Here is a 17,698-nt window from a genome sequence, read left to right as displayed (position 1 = left end):
GGGATGATTATTTTATCCCGCCTCATATTCCCATCCAAGCAAACGCTTGGGTGGGGATTTTTTTTAGGAGACGCGATTAATCGTGTCTGTACGCCGCCGATATGCAGCAATTGAAGCAGTAAAATTAGGGTACGGGGGACGATCATCAGCTTTGACTAACCCAACCATTAGCTCAAAGGTTTGGCGGCTGACTCCAGTCATGCGCTTAAATTTCTTTGAAGTAAGCTGCTTTGCTTTCTCTATTTTCACTGCGATATCATTGACATTCTGGTCTTATGATTCCAGGACTCTTGTATCGCAATTAACAGGAGATTTATTGCTTCGGTTGCCGAATTAAATTCTTTAAATAAAATTCGCGTTGCATTAATTAAAGAAAACCAGATTTATCGCCGATTGATGAGTTCAAGTACCACCACAGGAACAGAACTGTTATATTTGCGCGTTAATTTGCCACAAGAAGCTGCTTTTATGCTGAAAAGTCGAGTAGTGTTAGTAGTAGAAAATGACTTACTACGGACTCAATTAAGAAATTATGATCAATATTATACGTTAGGAATTGATGAGCAATAACGTCTAAAAGTTACCAAGAAATAATTAGATTCTGGTATACTGCGGCAGAATTAGAAGTAGAAAAAACCAAGAAACAACTTTCTCAAAATCGAGTTAAGCATTTAGCAGATATCGATAGTAAAATCTCTCGATCACAGTTAAACGTTAAATATCAAGAACTCCGTGTACCTTTAGCCGGAACAGGTTTCGATTTACAAGGAAAAAACCCTAGATTTGTGGACACTCCGACGACAAAACTACTGCAAATTGTCCAGAATTAAAAGTACATAACTGAAGTTTTTATCACCAACAAAGATATCTGTTTTGTAGAAAATGAATGAAGGTAGATATAAGAATTGACTCATTTTTTTACAGCGAATTTGGCGATATCAAAGGGGAAGTCATTGGTATAGGTTCAGACGCATTACCGCCAGACCAAATACATCAGTTTTATAGATTTTCTGCAAAGCTGCATTTGGATAAACAATCCTTTTAATCTTTAATATTTAGATGCGTTCGCCCTGGCTGATTTCTATTAATATGACTGACCCTTGAGGCTGATTATCTTCCACTGAGATCCTGCCGCCATGAGCTTCGATCGCCATCTGACAAAATGCCAACCCCAAGCCAACCTGCTCAATGTTTTCCATCAGAGTACCAATTTCATACTTTTCAAAGACTCGTTGTTTCAGTTCGTCAGTGATTCCAACACCCATATCAATCACTCGAATCTGGGTACTCATGTCATCTAAATAATTGACTTGCACCGTGACTTGACTTCTAGATGGAGAAAATTTAATCGCATTTAACAATAAATTGTCTAAAACTCGACGCATCACGAGCTTATCGGCGCAAATGGGTCTTTCGGGTTCTGGGAGGTCGGGAATCATCTGAATCATTTTCTGGGCTGCGATCGCCTGCATATCGCTCATACAACTATTAACAAGGCGACTGAGCTCTATTTCCTCAAGATTCAGGATCATTTTTCCTGACTCTAGTTTTGCCATTAGCAGCAAGCTTTCGGTTAGCGATCGCAACTGTTGTTCCGCTACTTTTATGCGATTGATCCGAGTTTGACATTGATCGGGCAAATTCGCTCGCTCCAGCATTTCACAAGACAGAACAATGCTGGTCAGCGGATTACGCAAATCATGCACAATCATATTTGCCATGTCCGATCGCAGTTGCAAAGAGGCTTTGAGGGCATCAGACTGTTGCTTAATGCGGAGCATTGAGCGAATTCTGGCGCGTAGCTCTAGTGCACTCACAGGCTTACTCAGAAAATCATCAGCTCCACTTTCAAGGCAGTGGGCTAACTCTTCTTTAAGATTCAATGCAGTGACCATAATGATCGGAATATGCTTCCAACTTGGATTAGCTTTGATGCGACGGCACACCTCAATGCCATCTAACTCTGGCATCATCACGTCGAGCAAAATCACATCAGGCTGGCTCCTTTTTAGCCATTCTAAGGCACTAACACCACTGGAGGCATATCCCAAACGATAGCTACAATTGTACAGAATGCCGCTGATGACTTCAAAATTATCGGGTTCGTCATCCACTAACAGAATCACCAGTTCTTGATTGACTATTTCAAATTTACTCATGTATGAAAAAGCGTAAAGCACACCAAGCAAAGTTGATTATACTCTAGTACAGTACGGCGTAAATAAACTAAGTATTAGATAGCCAAAACTTTACCTTTATACAGGAAATTGCAGGTAAATGAGGCACACTAATTATTAGTGCGTTAATTACGACAATGAAAGCTTACTCCACCGACTTCCGTTCAAAAATTGTTGAAGCCTACGAGTAAAGAGACACTTCAATCAGAAAAGTAGCTCAAATATTTAATGTCAGCAAGAGTTTTGTACAAAAAATGCTTGAGATGAAGAAAACTCAAGGTAATTTGGAACCAAAACAACAGGGTGGAACTATGAAAAGTGAGTTGAATGGATACTCGACTTAACTTGCTGATATGGTTGAAAAATATCCCGACGCAACCTTAGCAGAATACTGCGAATATTGGGGCCAAACCTCTGGTCAATGGGTTAGTAATAGTACCATGTGTCGGGAATTAAAAAAGCAACAGTTAACGCTAAAAAAAAGACTTTACATAGCAGCCAAGCTGTAACAGAAAGAGTCCAGAAATTGCGATGCGAGTATTGGGAGAAAGTCAAAGAAATAGACCCAGACAACATTGTATTTTTGGATGAAATGGGTGTTCTGCTTGGTCTAACAACAACTAATGCTCGGAGTCCTCATGGAACAAGAGCGTACGACTTTTTTAGACCCATGAAGTTGTATGAGTGTTCCATCCTCAGTATCATAATGCAAACAGCCTCTAGGATTTGCTCTCTGTTCGCCGATTGTGTCGCTGAACCGGGCGGTGGCAATCTCAATGGTAGATAGTCCTCAGACAGCGCTCGAACTTATTGATGGGCTTGCCCCCCAACTTAATGACTAATGAATAGCGAGTGTACGTCTGTGGTGTGTGATTGGCTGGTGGGCGTGTAGTTCAGAGTAGTTCAGTGTTCCATCAAAACTGTTACTGTGAGTCGGTTATTTTGCAGTTTCCCAGTTTGGAGCAAATAATCTCTATTGCCTTGCCGCAACATTCCCTTGAAAAAACAATTGTGTGTTCGTTCTCTTCTGAGTCGCTTAAAGTGACCTTGCAAAGTTTGTTTTAGCCCAAGATTGAACCTGAATCAAGTTCCCACTGATGTTTGAGCAATTCTTGGTAAGTCGCTTCCCTAACTATCATCTGCTTATAGAGCATCAGCAAAAACTCTTGAGCTTGTTCACGGGACATCTGCTGCACAACGTCAGCAAATGTTCTCAGGCTAAATTCTTGTTCTAAAGATAATTCAATTGGTTGATTCATCGCTTTATTACCTACTCTTTTATTTAAGTTTGCTTCTGTAAGCAAATATTGCTTTATATAAATAAATGTTACGTTAGCTTTACAAAGATCAAAGGGGTGTAAACCGTACTAAGTAGGTTTAATTGCCGTATCTCCTGCTAAAAACCTTGATATCACTCCATTATGGCAACCTAAGTAAAAACCTAAGTTATAATTTTAAAAGCATTTTTCGCCTCTGCTTGCGGCTGGCGATCGCCTACGGCGGGCGAAACAGCGCCATCGCTCAAAAGAAGAGATGGGCAATACGATTATTCCTTTGGGCAACGGTGGTGATGAAGGGACTTCGCTGTGGATGAAGGCGGCTCTTATTGCCATCGATGAGGAGCATTATCGTAAGGTGGCTAATGCCAAAGGTATTGATACAAGGACTTACACCAGCAGGCAGCATCAGGATTATCTGAAGCCTGATGCTGCCTGCTGGAGTGTGAAAAGTTCCGCCTTGCTCAGATGGTGGCAGATGCCCCCCAGTAGGGTGTTGACTCTGAACCCTTTACCCTATAAGACTTCATGCAAAAAATGTGTCGCCTGTTTTTGTTGTAAAGCGGCTGTTCCAGCCGCTTTACAACAAAGAAAAGTAGCATAAATAATTTTCTCTGAAATTGACTCAAAACACCCAAAGTCAACAGCCTAGCCCCCCAGTGGACTGAATGGATGGTGTGATTTTTCTGCACAGATTGCGATCGCTAAAAGGTCAGTTCCTCCCAAGCAAAAAGAACTAACTCTTATCCAGCATCAAGGGATTATTAACTATGGGGGCTGTCTTTGAGCCTCACCAAAATTCTAGTCGCACACCAACGTCAGATAGCATATCGAGAACTCCATTACATAGCAAACTTTCTTTGCCAGACTAAGCTAATAGGCATTTAAGCTGCATAATATAAACGGCGTGGTCGGGTCAATGTGATGGGAGGAATCCGAGAAGGAGATCGGAAACGGGTATGCTTTTTTATTAAAAAAGGTGAGAGAGATATCTTTTATGAGCAGTTATAGGAATTAAATAAATTAATTAAACAAGAGTGGATAAGTCAGGGAAACAGCACTGAGGATTTCCGGGAGCTTGTCCCCAAGATTATTTTAATTTTAGATAATACCAGTTTCCATAAACGTAAAGATATTCTTGGCTTTTATTGCCCAGGAAATCCCTAATTTCATATTAGAGTTTTTACCTGCATATAGTCCTGATTACAATATCATCGAATTAGTCTAGTATTCATGTAAAGAGTACATCGCTCATCGTCTCTTTCAATCAGTAGATGAATCGAAGCTTTTACTAGATAAACTTTTAAATAAAGGTGAATTAGTAATTAAGTGGTATCGAAAATCAAAAAATAAATGTAATAGTGACTATGTTGCAATTTAAATGCCTATTAGCTTACTAGTACAGCTTGGCGTAAATACGCTTACCATTTTTAAAGACTGCAAATGATGATTTTTTCAAGGTTCGTAATAGTGGGTTTATTTCCGCCGACTTGTACTAGTGGTTTCATGCGAGTGCCAAATTACTAAGTTTTTTTACTTTCTCTGCGGCGGTGTCTGTAAAACTTGGAACTTGTAAATGCCTAGATGAATAACTCAGTAGAGTATTTTTTTGAGAGTCACTGCCCTTAAGAAATCGTCTTGTCTTGTTGCAACCCAACAAAACCTCCTTCTAACAACCATGAATTGAAAACTGCGCCTGCCTTGTCAATAAATGCAATCGCACTTCTTGAAACATCTATAAGTTGTGCTTCTCTCAATTGCGATCGTTGCGATTAGGAGCCGACAGTTGAATCACCTCAGAAAACCCTGAATAATTAACTACATTAGTAGCTGGATAATCCTCTGACACTACAATTAAGCCAATTTTTATATCCTCGAAATAAATCACACCCCAATACGTCCTTCAACTTGGAAAGCTCCATGAAATAAATGATATTGAGCGATGTAGATCAGCAAAAAGTCACTAATGTTTATTGCCCTGCTAAACATCTGCTGACAAGTTTTTTGGAGGACAGCATCTAGATATTCATTATCGGCAGGCTCACCCAGGTCAGTCAATTCCGGTTGATCCGCAAAATGATCCATATAAAATAGCCAGATATCGGACAAGTCTGCGTCATTCGTCAGTTTTTGCTTAAGTGACTGCAATCGATCGATATTCATATTGTGGATATTGAGGAGATGGTGGGGGACTTAGATCACGAGAGAATGGCACTAAGAAAAGCTCTAAGCTATGCTCTATATAGATTACAGCCATGAATGTCATTCGAGTATGTTCAGATAGCTGCGATCGCATCGATTCTCTCGGTTACACCCAAACTGAGGCCAGCTTGAGGGCATCCCCTGACCATCAACATCATGATTGCGGCCTGGCAACGTGCATTCGTGAGAGTTTAAGACCATATACTATTTGTCAATAAGCAATCATACTTAAAATATTGCCTAAATCGGGGTCGAAAACAGAATTTTTCGATTGGCTACGCCTACGCATAATCTTGATACCTATCAATTCATTGTCGCTCCCCCATTTCCGTATAAAACTTCATTCAATACATTTTACCTATCTAAGTTTTCAGTATAATTTCTAATTGACAAAAGTAAAATTATTTTAACTTATCACTGATGACCTGGAATCGGAATGTCAGCAGATGCAGGAAATTAGCGATCGCATTCATAGGCTACGGGAAAAGGAAAACTTGGAAGAATCTGCCCGTACTGCTTTGAAGCATCTGGGTGAGTTGAAGCCACCGTATTTGACTGCTGTTGAAGAGAAGTTGTTGGGTATTGATTGAGCGAGAATACGAGCTTGGAGATTAAATCTCTACAAACTCGTGGACAATAATAGATACACATCTTATGATTATGGAATCAGCTTGATGTTTGGCAAGTCGAAGCGGTTTTATCAACGAAAGCAGGAGGCAGAGGGAGCAAGGGTTTAAGACCCCCACCAAATTTACAATTTGGTGGCTCCCGTTCAGGATGGGTCTGAATCCCCTTATGAGCCTCCTGCCTCCTGCCTCCTTCAAAGATATTTTTAAAGCACTATTTTAGCCTTGCCACGCTACCACACATACTTAGATTTTTTCATAAATAAAATCGGATTACTATAGGGGAGTAACGCGATTTTGTGAGATTTGATTTTTTCTATCAATAAAATTGGTTTATTGATAGGAAACTGGGCAGAATTACCGTTTTTTTAGTGTTTTTACTGATGCTATCAGCTTGAAAAAGTTTTTAAAGTGACATTATTTGTTGGTTCTCACTTTTTCACGTTGCTCCCTATAGTAAATTACTTAATGTGGGACTTTGATGGAGGTCAAAATTACTATAACTGTAGGCAGTAACTTATGATCCGTGAAAGTTACAGAAATTTTAGAGACTAACAACTAGAAACACTCTTTATTTATATGTAGATTGACTAACTCATTTACACAAATAACCAAGCAGGAGTATTGATGACAAACAATTTATTTTCAGTATTAACTTACGGTGAAGAGACTTTAGTTGACCTGTTATGCAAAAGAGCGCAAGAGCAACAAAGCCAGGTAGGATATACCTTTTTGCTTGATGGAGAAACAGAAGAAGTTAGCTTAACTTATCAAGCATTAGACCAAAAAGCGCGATCGCTTGCTGCCAAGTTACAGAGTATGAAAGCTACAAAAGAAAGAGTGCTGCTTTTATATCCACCCGGACTAGATTTCATTATCGCTTTTTTTGGTTGTTTATACGCAGGTGTTACAGCAGTTCCCATATATCCACCACGTCGCAATCAAAGTATGAGAAGGTTGCAAGCGATTGTGAAAGATACTCAAGCTAGTTTCGCCCTCACAACAACATCTGTTCTGACTAATATTGAACACAGCTTAAAACAAGAACCAGACCTAGCAGCTTTGCATTACATAGCTACCGAAAAGCTTAACGACAACTTTGGACAAAATTGGCAGCCCTTAAAAATAACTAGCGACACTTTGGCATTTCTTCAGTACACTTCAGGTTCTACAGGCACACCGAAAGGGGTGATGGTAAGTCATGGTAATTTGCTACACAACCAGGAATTGATTAAGACAGCATTCCAAAATACACAAAAAACTGTAAGTGTTGGTTGGTTACCCTTATTTCATGACATGGGACTGATTGGGAATGTGCTACAGCCATTGTATTTAGGGATACCAAGCTTTCTTTTATCACCTAGTGCATTTCTTCAGAAACCTTTAAGATGGTTAATGGCAATTTCCCGCTATCAAGCAACGACCAGCGGCGGGCCTAATTTTGCTTACGATCTGTGTGTTAATAAGATTACTCCCGAACAGCGATCGCAGCTTGATTTGAGTAGTTGGGAGCTTGCTTTCAACGGTTCGGAACCTGTGCGTGCTGAAACTATAGAAAAGTTTTCAACCACCTTTAAAGATTGTGGCTTTAGAAGAAGTGTTTTTTACCCCTGCTATGGAATGGCTGAAGCGACTTTAATAGTGTCTGGGGGTTTAAAAATAGCTCCGCCAGTTACTAACTTTGTGAAAGAAAAAGCTTTGCAGCACAACCTTGTAGAAATTGCCACAACAAAGCAAAAGGATACTAGAGAAATTGTTGGTGTGGGTAAGAGTTGGTTAGACCAAAAAATCGTCATTGTTCACCCTGAGTCATTAACTAAGCGCTCAGATGGACAAATAGGAGAAATCTGGGTTTGTGGGCCGAGTGTGGCTGGTGGCTATTGGCAAAAACCTCAAGAAACTCAACAGACCTTTAATGCACAACTGCAAGACTCAAAAGAAGGGCCATTTCTTCGCACTGGAGATTTAGGATTTTTGCTTGATGGCGAGTTATTTGTCACAGGTCGCATCAAAGACATGATTATCATTCGAGGGCAAAATCATTATCCTCAAGATATTGAATTGGCAGTCCAGAAGAGCCATCCAGCAATGCGTTTGAATTGTGGTGCAGCATTTTCTGTGGAGTTAGAAGGTATTGAAAGGCTAGTCATTGTTCAAGAAATAGAGCGAAGTTATTTACAAAAGCTAGATGTGGATGAAGTAGCTAAGGCAATTTGTCAGACAATATTCCAGCAACACGAGCTACAAGTCCATGCTGTTGTGCTAGTGAAGCCAGCGAGTATCCCGAAAACATCCAGTGGTAAGATTCAACGCCATGCTTGTCGGGATGGTTTTTTGAATAAAAGTTTGGATGTCATCGGAGATTGGACAACGAGTCTTCGACAAATAGATTTACAACAACTCCAACAAGAAGTAGCAGCCCTTTGGGAAGAAGTGCAAAATTCACAAGAATCGTCAGTCAATAGCGAATCCTTCCCACCAACTTTTACAGAAGAAGCGATCGCCACTTGGCTAGTTTCTCATCTAGCCTTGTCCTTGAAAGTGTCCCCAGATAATATAGATATTCAAGAGCCTTTTGCTGTATACGGTCTAGATTCCGCAGTAGCAGTCAGCTTAACAGGTGAATTAGCGCAATGGCTTGGTTGTGAACTTGAACCTACTCTTTTTTGGGAGTACCCCAACATTGAAGAGCTAGCACAGTATTTAGCAGCGGAATATCAATTATTGCAATCAACAACTTTTCCACTTGTAGTTTAGAAAGGTACATTCAATGAACCTAACTTCCAATACAAATACTCAGACAAAAAAACTCAGTTCTGCCAAAACATTCAAATTCAATCCTTTTAACAGAGAATTTCGCACTAATCCTTATCCAACTTACCATCACCTCCGTAGTGAAGAACCTTTACACCGATACTTTGTTGATGGTGATTGGGTACTTACCCGCTACGTTGATGTGAAAGCAGTTTTAAAAAGTGGTCGTGTTTGTAGCCATGACAAGCCAGAATTAATTAAAGAAAAAAACCAATACCTCCAAGGCAAACAAAGGAATCTAAATTCCCTAGCTTCTATCAGCAATAGATTATTATTTTATATGAATCCGCCGGATCATACGAGATTACGCGGTTTAGTAACAAAAGCCTTTTCTTTGACAGTAGTTGAACAAATGCGTCCCCGTATCCAGGGAATTGTTAATGAGTTGCTGGGCAAAGTTCAGAACACAGGAAATATAGATATTATTGCCGACCTTGCTAGTCCACTTCCTGTAACTGTAATTGGTAGCATGTTGGGAATACCGAATGAAGCTCAAGACCAGCTTCATCAGTGGTCTAATGTTTTGTCTCGCATATTAGATGCGCTGGTGTCATTAGAAGAATATGAAGCCATGAATCAGGCTATCAATGAATTTCAAGAGTATTTACGCACGCTTGTTGCCGAACGAGAAAAAAATCCACAACCAGACTTAATCAGTGGCTTGATTGCAGCTAGAGAGCAAGGTGACAAGCTCAGTGAAGAAGAACTATTGTCAACTTGTATATTGTTATTTGCAACAGGTGAAGAAACTACAGTCAACACAATAGGCAACGGGATGCTGGCCTTGCTTCGTCACCCAGAAGAAATGGAAAAGCTCAAAAAGGAACCGACACTTATTCAAAATGCTGTTGAAGAAATACTTCGCTACGATAGCCCAGTTCAACTGACAAACCGGATTGTACTAGAAAACATAGAAATAGGCAACCAAACAATTAAAGCAGGTGAAAAGATACTTCTTTGCTTAGGAGCAGCTAACCGAGATCCAGCCCAATTTCCTGACCCAGATCGGTTAAATATTAATCGATCTGAGAATAATCACCTTGCTTTTGGTGATGGTATTCATTACTGTTTAGGAGCCACCCTTGCACGCGCTCAGGCTCAAATTGCTATTAACACACTGCTGCAACAATTCCCTAATTTACAGCTAGCTTCAGACAACTTAGAGTGGCGAAAGAATCTAGCCTTACGGGGCTTAACATCTCTGCCTGTAACTTTTAGTTGTCAATAATTCATAAATCATGCTTTTTTTTTAACATATACTTAACAATGAATAAAGAAGAAATTGCAATCATAGGCATAGGGTGTCGTTTTCCGCAGGCCAATCATCCAAAAGCTTTTTGGCAATTACTATGCAACGGTGTAGATGCCATTACAGAAATGCCTGCTTCTCGATGGCACTTAGCTCCAGATACAGAAAAATTAGATAAAACAAAAACTTATTGGGGTGGTTTTCTAGAACAGATAGATCAATTTGACCCTAAATTTTTTGGTATTTCTGCACGGGAAGCGATGAGCATAGATCCCCAACAGCGATTGTTGCTGGAGGTTACATGGGAAGCATTAGAAGATGCTGGGCAAATACCAGACCATCTTCAAGGTACCCACACAGGTGTCTTTATGGGAATATCATCACAAGATTTTTCTGTATTGACGTGGGAGAAGGCCACCGCAGACATGTATATGAGTACTGGGGCTTCTCATTCCATGGCCGCTAACCGCATTTCCTACTTGTTTAATTTTTTGGGGCCAAGCGTAGCATTTGATACGGCTTGCTCCTCGTCACTGGTGGCGATTCACTATGCATGTCAGAGCTTATGGAATCAAGAGTCTACCTTGGCTGTGGCTGGAGGAGTGAATGCCTTGTTGTTACCTGAAGCTACCGTTAACTTTGCCAAAGCAGGGTTCATGGCTGCCGATGGGCGTTGCAAAACCTTCGATGAGCGAGCAGATGGCTACGTTCGCGGCGAGGGCGCAGGTGTAGTAATTTTAAAGCCTCTATCGCAAGCTGTGGCTGATGGCGATCGCATTTATGCCCTCATCAGAGGAAGCGCCATCAACCAAGATGGGCGTAGCAATGGACTTACAGCTCCCAATCCCCAAGCCCAGAAAGCCGTTCTGCGCTCTGCCTACCAAAACTCAGGCATCTCACCTGGCCAGGTGCAGTACATTGAAGCTCATGGAACAGGTACGAGCCTGGGCGATCCTATAGAAATGAAGGCTCTGGGAAAAGTACTGGCACAAGGGCGACTCCCTGGAAATTATTGTCGTGTAGGTTCAGTTAAAACCAACATTGGACATTTAGAAGCAGCAGCCGGAATTGCTGGGTTAATTAAAGTAGCGTTGTCTCTCAAAAATCGACAAATTCCTCCAAACCTGCATTTTCAAAAGCCAAATCCTTATATACCCTTTGAGAAACTGCCTCTACGAGTTCAACAAACCTTAGAGCCTTGGCCGCAAGGAAATAATTTGGCAATAGCAGGCGTTAGTTCCTTTGGATTTGGCGGCACAAATGCTCATGTAGTCTTAACAGAAGCACCCCCAGAAATTCCCCTAGATAACCCAATTGAACGTCCTGTACAACTTCTTACCCTGTCAGCTAAAAGTGAAGATGCTCTGTTGGAACTGACACAAAGTTATCAGAAGTTCTTGAACAACCACCCTGAGATATTGTTAGCAGATATTTGTTTTACTGCCAACACAAAGCGATCTCATTTTAACTACCGTCTGGCTGTTGTCGCTGAATCTAGTGTGCAGTTGCAAAAGGAACTAAATGCCTTTACGACTTCGGAAGAGACTGTCACAGTTGTTAGTGGTCAGGTAAAAAGTAAGAAGCCTCCAAAAGTGGCATTTCTATTCACTGGACAAGGCTCACAATATATTGGCATGGCACGCCAATTGTATGAAACAGCGCCCGTCTTTCGCCAAACCCTAGACCTTTGCGAGGTAATTTCACGTAACTATTTAGACAAGTCATTAATTAAAATTCTTTACCCCGAACCAACAGAGACTTCTCCACTAGACCAGACTGCTTACACCCAACCTGCTTTATTTGCTATTGAATATGCACTCTTCAAACTTTGGAAATCTTGGGGTGTCGTACCTACCGCCGTCATGGGTCATAGTTTAGGAGAATATGTTGCTGCTTGTGTGGCGGGAGTCTTTAGCCTAGAAGATGGGCTGAAGCTGATTGCCGCAAGAAGCCGTCTAATGCAGACATTACCACCAGGGGGAGAGATGGCTGTAGTGTTTGCCGAGGCAGACACTATACGTGCAATTACCAAAATAGAATATACAAAAGTCGCATTTGCTGCTATAAATTCTCCACAAAATACTGTAATTTCTGGCGAACAGCACGCAATTGAGTCAATTTGTACTGCCTTAGAAGCAGAGGGAATTAAGACAAAAAAACTACAAGTTTCCCACGCCTTCCACTCACCCTTGATGGAGCCAATTCTAACAGAATTCCATCAAGTTGCTACTAGTATCACATATAATACACCTCAATTTGACTTAATTTCTAACCTGACAGGAGAACGATTAACTCAAGCAGATATTACCCCTGAATATTGGGGAAAACACTTACGTTATTGTGTGCAATTTGCTGATAGTTTAAAGACACTTCATGCTGATGGTTACGAAATTTTTGTGGAGATTGGGCCAAAACCTACCTTGTTAGGAATGGGGCGCAACTGTCTTCCTGAAAAAGTGGGCGTTTGGCTTCCAAGTTTGCGTCAAGGACAAAATGATTGGCAGCAAATACTCCAGAGTTTAGGAAAATTATATGTCTGTGGAGTACCTGTAGACTGGTCTAGCTTTGAAAAAGGTTATGGGCGACAGCTGAGCGGACTACCAACCTATCCCTGGCAAAAGCAACGCTACTGGATTCCCACTTCCGAACGAAAATATCAACAAGCAGAGTCTTTATTGCCTGAAAATATCCAGACCCCGATTACTAACCTTCTTGAACAAGGAGATACTGAACAGTTAACTGAGTTAGTACAGAAGGCAGGGAATTTCTCACAAGAACAACTAAAATTATTACCTGAACTATTAGCAGTTTTAGTCAGAGAACACAAACAACACCAAATACCAGATTTTATTCGAGATTGCTGTTACGAAATAGTGTGGCGATCGCAAGGTAGTATACAGCAGTCAATTGCAGATTATATACCTAATCCCAAAGAAATAGGCGATCGCCTCTTGCCTCAAACACAGCATTTAATATCGCCAGAAAGTCAACTATATCAAGAAGTACTAATTCAACTGGAAGCTTTGAGTATTACCTATGTAATCTCAGCATTCCAAGAAATGAAATTCAACTTTCAGTTGGGGCAACACTTTTGTCTTCCAGACATGATACAGCAGTTGGGTGTAGTTAACCAACATTCGCGGCTAATGGCTCGGCTGTTGGAAATGCTTGTAGAAGTTGAAATACTCCAGCGCCAGGGCGAACAATGGTATGTGGTAAAAGTTCCTGAGATACAGCATCCTCACTCACAAATAACTAGCCTTTTATCTCAATACCCAGATGCCTTTGCTGCACTTACCCTATTGGAGCGATGCGGGTCGAATCTAGCACAAGTTCTGCGAGGAGAACTTAATCCTCTAGATTTGCTATTTCCCGAAGGTGATTTAACTACAGCAACCCAGCTATATCAGGATTCACCAGTGGCAAAAGTGATGAATACCCTGATGCAGCAGTCCATTGTATCAATACTAGAACATTTACCACCAGGGCGTAAACTGCGAGTATTAGAAATTGGTGGCGGAACTGGCGGAACCACCTCCTACCTATTAGCATCCTTTAATGCCGAGCAAACAGAGTATGTCTTTACTGATTTATCTTCTTTATTCCTAGCTCAGGCGAAGCAAAAGTTTCAAAATTACTCTTTTGTCAACTATCAGTTATTGGACATCGAAAAAGACCCACAATTGCAAGGTTTTAGCGAACATCAGTATGATTTAATTGTAGTAGCTAACGTGTTACACGCTACTCAAGATTTGCAAGTTACTTTGCAGCATGTACACAAATTATTAGCTCCTAAAGGATTATTATTGCTGCTAGAAGGAACTAGTAAATCACGCTGGCTAGATTTAATTTTTGGGTTAACAGACGGATGGTGGAGATTTACTGATTTGCAGTTACGTCCCAACTACCCATTACTGACAACTGAAAATTGGCAAAAGTTATTGCATAATAGTAACTTTCAAAATGCAACCACCATTGCTCCAAGTTATCAAGGCAGCCTATTACAGCAAGCGGTGATTCTCGCTCAAGCAGCTAAACCAAATCAAAACAAAACAGGATTAGGAAATTGGCTAATTTTTGCTGACAATCAAGGTATTTGTCAGCAGTTAAGTGAACTTTTACGCTCACAAGAACAAGCTGCTATCTTTGTCTTCCCTGCTAAGGAATATAAACAGATAACAAGCCAAGAATTCAGCATCAACCCTGCCTCACCAGAAGACTTTCAGCTATTAGTTGAACAAGTGGCAAAAGATAAAATTCCCTGGCGGGGAGTGGTTTATTTATGGGGCTTAGATACAGTTGAAGCAGACGCTCTTACAGTAACAGACTTAGAGATTGCCTCACAGATAGGATGTGGTGGTATTTTATCCCTAGTCCAATCTTTGATTAGTAAAAGATTTTTGCCGTCTTTTACATTGTGGTTGGTGACACAAGGCGCACAACGAGTGAGTGAGGAATCTACACTTGGGGGAGTAGCGCAATCACCTGTCTGGGGACTAGGAAAAGTAATTAAAGATGAGCATCCAGAATTTAACTGTACTCTGGTGGATCTAGACCCAGTAGGAAATAACAATGCACAAGCTTTATTTGCCGAAATTTTTCCACACAAGGCAACTATTAATGAAACTCATATAGCTTTTCGCAACGGAAAACGGTATGTTCAGCGATTAGTACACAGTAATAGAATTGTCAAAAAATCTTTGCGCCTCAAAGCTGATGCTACCTATTTAATCACAGGTGGTTTTGGTGGAATTGGTTTATTGCTAGCCCAATGGATGGTAGAGCATGGAGCAAAACACCTAGTTTTAGTAGGGCGTAGTCAACCTAATGAAGCTGCTCAAGCAACTTTAAGGACATTAGAAGAAACTGGAACTGAAGTTGTAGTAGTCCAAGCTGATGTATCTGTAAAAGAGCAAGTCGCCGATTTACTAACTCAAATTAAAATATCTCTACCACCTTTGCGGGGTGTTATCCATGCCGCAGGTATTTATGAAGCTCGCTTGTTACAAGAACAGCAATGGGAAGGATTTGCAAAAATTTTTGCACCCAAGGTAAGCGGTGCATGGAATTTACATACCCTAACCAAAGATTTACCTTTAGACTTGTTTGTACTTTTTTCTTCAGCTATTTCTATATTTAGTTCTTCCGGATCAGGTAGTTATGCAGCAGCAAACACCTTTTTAGATTCTTTGGCACATCATCGCCAGGTACTCGGTTTACCAGGGCTAAGTATCAACTGGGGGCCTTGGTCTACGGTTGGTATGGCGCGTGTTGTTGGCGAGAGACGCTTTGCCCAGTTAATGGCTCAAGGAGTAGAGCCGTTCTCAGCGCGACAGGTGTTACAAATTCTAGAACAAGTAGTGCAGAAAGATATAGCTCAAGTCGGAGTAATCCAGATTAACTGGTCGAAGTTGCTTGAGCAATTTCCATTGGGTGACTACCCTACTTTAATTGCTGAATTGATGGCAAAAGTCCAGAAACAAAGACTGTCTGAGCAGAAAGCAGTTCAACAGCCCCAGATTTTAGACCAATTAAAGATAGCCTCCACAGAAAAATGTCAATTGCTGTTAATTACTTATCTGCAAGAGCGAATTGCTAAAGCTTTAGGAATTAGTGCATCGGGACTAAATATTGATGAGCCTTTAAACCAAATGGGGCTTGATTCTTTAACAGTGATCGAACTCAGAAATCGGCTGAGAGCAGATTTAGGAGTGGACATTGCGATCGCCAAATTCTTGGATAATCTCAGTGTCGTTAGTCTAACAAAACTTGTCAGCGAGCAACTTTTCGAGGTTAATTCCATTTCCAAAACACTTGTTGTACCTACCACATCTACGAAGAAGACCAGGATTAGAGGTGAGTTATGAATATAGTCAAGTTCCTGCAAAATCTTTTGATAACAGATATAGAATTGTGGGTTGAGGACGGCAAACTATGCTATGAAGCTCCAGAAGATGCATTAACCCCTGAGTTGTTGGCGGAAATTAAGCAATATAAACCAGAAATTATCTCCCTGCTGCAAAAGCAAACTCACCCTCTCTGCCATAGACAAAAAGCTCTTTGGTTTTTATACCAACTAGCACCTGATAGTGCAGCTTACAATGTTGGATACGCAGCACAATTAGTATCAGATGTTACTATTTCAGCATTAAAACAGGCCGCTCAAGCCTTGATTGAGCGCCATTCAGTTTTAAGAACTATCTACACCGTGGAGTACGGTGAAACAGTACAAACAATTCAAGAAAATCAACAAGTCTGCTTTAGAGTGCAAACAGAGGCTAACTGGAGCCAAGAAGACTTACAAAACTGGTTGGTGACACAGAGCGATCGCCCCTTTCATCTCAACAACGGGCCTATAATCCGCTTTCATCTGTTAATTCGAGAAATTATAACAGATGCATTGGCAACAAAAGAAGTAATTCTGCTAATCACGGCACATCACATAGTCGTGGATTTCTGGTCTTTGGAATTGCTGATCAATGAACTGAGGGTAATTTATCAAGCCATCAACAACGGCTTAGAAGTAACACTCCCATCCCAAAACCTGCAATACAGAGATTACGTGCAGTGGGAAACCCGCATGTTAGCAAGTCAGGAAGGTGAACGCCTGTGGAACTACTGGCGCGAGCAGTTGGCTAGGGAGTTACCGATACTAAGTTTACCAACAGATCGACCAAGACCACCAGTACAAACTTATAAAGGTGCTTCCTTTCCTTTTGTTTTAGAGGAAGAACTGAGCCATAAGCTTACAGAATTAGCAAGAACCGAAGGTGTAACTGTTTACACAGTTATGCTGGCAATATTTCAGGTACTATTACTACGATATACAAATCAAGAAGATATTTTAATTGGCTCTGCAATGGCGGGACGCAGCCTGGAAGAGTTTGAAAAGATTGTTGGTTACTTTACCAGTCCGGTTGTTTTGCGAGCCGATTTGTCTAGAAATCCTACCTTTACAGAGTTGCTCAGACGAGTGCGCTGTTGTGTGTTAGGTGCGCTAGAACATCAAGACTACCCGTTTCCTTTATTAGTAGAGCGACTGCAACCATTACGCGACCCTAGCCGTTCTCCACTTTATCAGGTAGCGATCGTCTGGGATCGTTCGCACCAAAATGAGGGACAAGTATCAATTACAGATAGTGATTGCTTAATTGTCAAGACACTAACTCCACGGTCACAAGCGACTCCTTTTGATTTAATTTTGACAATTTTTGATACAACAGAAGCACTCAAAGGGATTTGGAAATATAACACCGATTTGTTTGATGGCAGCACCATTGAGCGGATGGCAAATCATTTTGTCACATTACTTGAGGGGATTGTGGCAAATCCACACCAGCCGATTTGCCAATT

12 protein-coding genes and 2 pseudogenes are annotated in these 17,698 nt (G+C 41.0%); 9 read left to right on the top strand and 5 right to left on the bottom strand.

Annotated elements, in window-relative coordinates; all coding sequences use genetic code 11:
- Window positions 1-138 precede the first annotated feature (138 nt).
- A pseudogene (locus tag V7K38_RS18095) lies at window positions 139-249 on the bottom strand (IS5/IS1182 family transposase); the annotation flags it as partial.
- Window positions 250-396: 147 nt separating this feature from the next.
- On the opposite strand from V7K38_RS18095, the gene V7K38_RS29695 reads away from it, so the two are divergent.
- Window positions 397-570 carry a hypothetical protein gene (locus V7K38_RS29695; RefSeq protein WP_442940783.1) on the top strand — a complete coding sequence of 58 codons (174 nt, stop codon included), beginning with the start codon at window positions 397-399 and terminating at the stop codon, window positions 568-570.
- Between the two features lie 485 nt (window positions 571-1,055).
- Here V7K38_RS29695 and V7K38_RS18085 read toward each other — a convergent pair whose 3' ends face one another.
- Window positions 1,056-2,159, bottom strand: a complete 1,104-nt coding sequence (locus tag V7K38_RS18085) for a hybrid sensor histidine kinase/response regulator (protein WP_334859780.1) — start codon at window positions 2,157-2,159, stop codon at window positions 1,056-1,058.
- A gap of 460 nt (window positions 2,160-2,619) precedes the next feature.
- Between V7K38_RS18085 and V7K38_RS18080 the strand changes: the two genes are divergently transcribed.
- Complete coding sequence (locus V7K38_RS18080) at window positions 2,620-2,964, top strand: hypothetical protein (protein ID WP_334859779.1); 345 nt, start codon at window positions 2,620-2,622, stop codon at window positions 2,962-2,964.
- A 274-nt stretch (window positions 2,965-3,238) separates the two neighbouring features.
- Here V7K38_RS18080 and V7K38_RS18075 read toward each other — a convergent pair whose 3' ends face one another.
- Window positions 3,239-3,436 carry an NblA/ycf18 family protein gene (locus V7K38_RS18075; protein ID WP_334859777.1) on the bottom strand — a complete coding sequence of 66 codons (198 nt, stop codon included), beginning with the start codon at window positions 3,434-3,436 and terminating at the stop codon, window positions 3,239-3,241.
- Between the two features lie 274 nt (window positions 3,437-3,710).
- Here V7K38_RS18075 and V7K38_RS18070 point away from each other — a divergent pair, with 274 nt between their 5' ends.
- Both V7K38_RS18070 and V7K38_RS18065 read left to right on the top strand, forming a co-directional pair.
- Window positions 3,711-4,058, top strand: a complete 348-nt coding sequence (locus V7K38_RS18070) for a hypothetical protein (protein WP_334859776.1) — start codon at window positions 3,711-3,713, stop codon at window positions 4,056-4,058.
- A 296-nt stretch (window positions 4,059-4,354) separates the two neighbouring features.
- A pseudogene (locus tag V7K38_RS18065) lies at window positions 4,355-4,835 on the top strand (transposase); the annotation flags it as partial.
- Between the two features lie 372 nt (window positions 4,836-5,207).
- On the opposite strand, the gene V7K38_RS18060 reads toward V7K38_RS18065, so the two are convergent.
- Window positions 5,208-5,342: a hypothetical protein gene (locus V7K38_RS18060; protein WP_334859775.1), complete on the bottom strand. Its 135-nt coding sequence runs from the start codon at window positions 5,340-5,342 to the stop codon at window positions 5,208-5,210.
- Entirely contained in the window at window positions 5,339-5,617 is a 279-nt protein-coding gene (locus V7K38_RS18055; RefSeq protein ID WP_334859774.1) for a hypothetical protein, read from the bottom strand. Before V7K38_RS18055 ends, V7K38_RS18060 begins: the two co-directional genes overlap by 4 nt.
- Before the next feature lie 485 nt (window positions 5,618-6,102).
- Between V7K38_RS18055 and V7K38_RS18050 the strand changes: the two genes are divergently transcribed.
- The 5 genes from V7K38_RS18050 to V7K38_RS18030 all read left to right on the top strand — a co-directional run.
- Window positions 6,103-6,246, top strand: a complete 144-nt coding sequence (locus tag V7K38_RS18050) for a hypothetical protein (protein ID WP_334859773.1) — start codon at window positions 6,103-6,105, stop codon at window positions 6,244-6,246.
- A gap of 663 nt (window positions 6,247-6,909) precedes the next feature.
- Window positions 6,910-9,039 carry an AMP-binding protein gene (locus V7K38_RS18045; protein WP_334859772.1) on the top strand — a complete coding sequence of 710 codons (2,130 nt, stop codon included), beginning with the start codon at window positions 6,910-6,912 and terminating at the stop codon, window positions 9,037-9,039.
- A 13-nt stretch (window positions 9,040-9,052) separates the two neighbouring features.
- Entirely contained in the window at window positions 9,053-10,324 is a 1,272-nt protein-coding gene (locus V7K38_RS18040) for a cytochrome P450 (protein ID WP_334859770.1), read from the top strand.
- Window positions 10,325-10,362: 38 nt separating this feature from the next.
- Window positions 10,363-16,212, top strand: coding sequence for a type I polyketide synthase (locus V7K38_RS18035; RefSeq protein ID WP_334859768.1), 5,850 nt, complete (start codon window positions 10,363-10,365; stop codon window positions 16,210-16,212).
- A partial coding sequence (locus V7K38_RS18030) for a condensation domain-containing protein (RefSeq protein WP_334859767.1) occupies window positions 16,209-17,698 on the top strand: 1,490 nt, incomplete at its 3' end. The genes V7K38_RS18035 and V7K38_RS18030, both read left to right, overlap by 4 nt.

It is taken from the genome of Nostoc sp., assembly GCF_036917465.1.
Classification (GTDB): Bacteria; Cyanobacteriota; Cyanobacteriia; order Cyanobacteriales; family Nostocaceae; genus Nostoc.
Note: the sequence above shows the minus strand (reverse complement) of the source record. Positions and strands in the feature narration are given on the sequence as shown.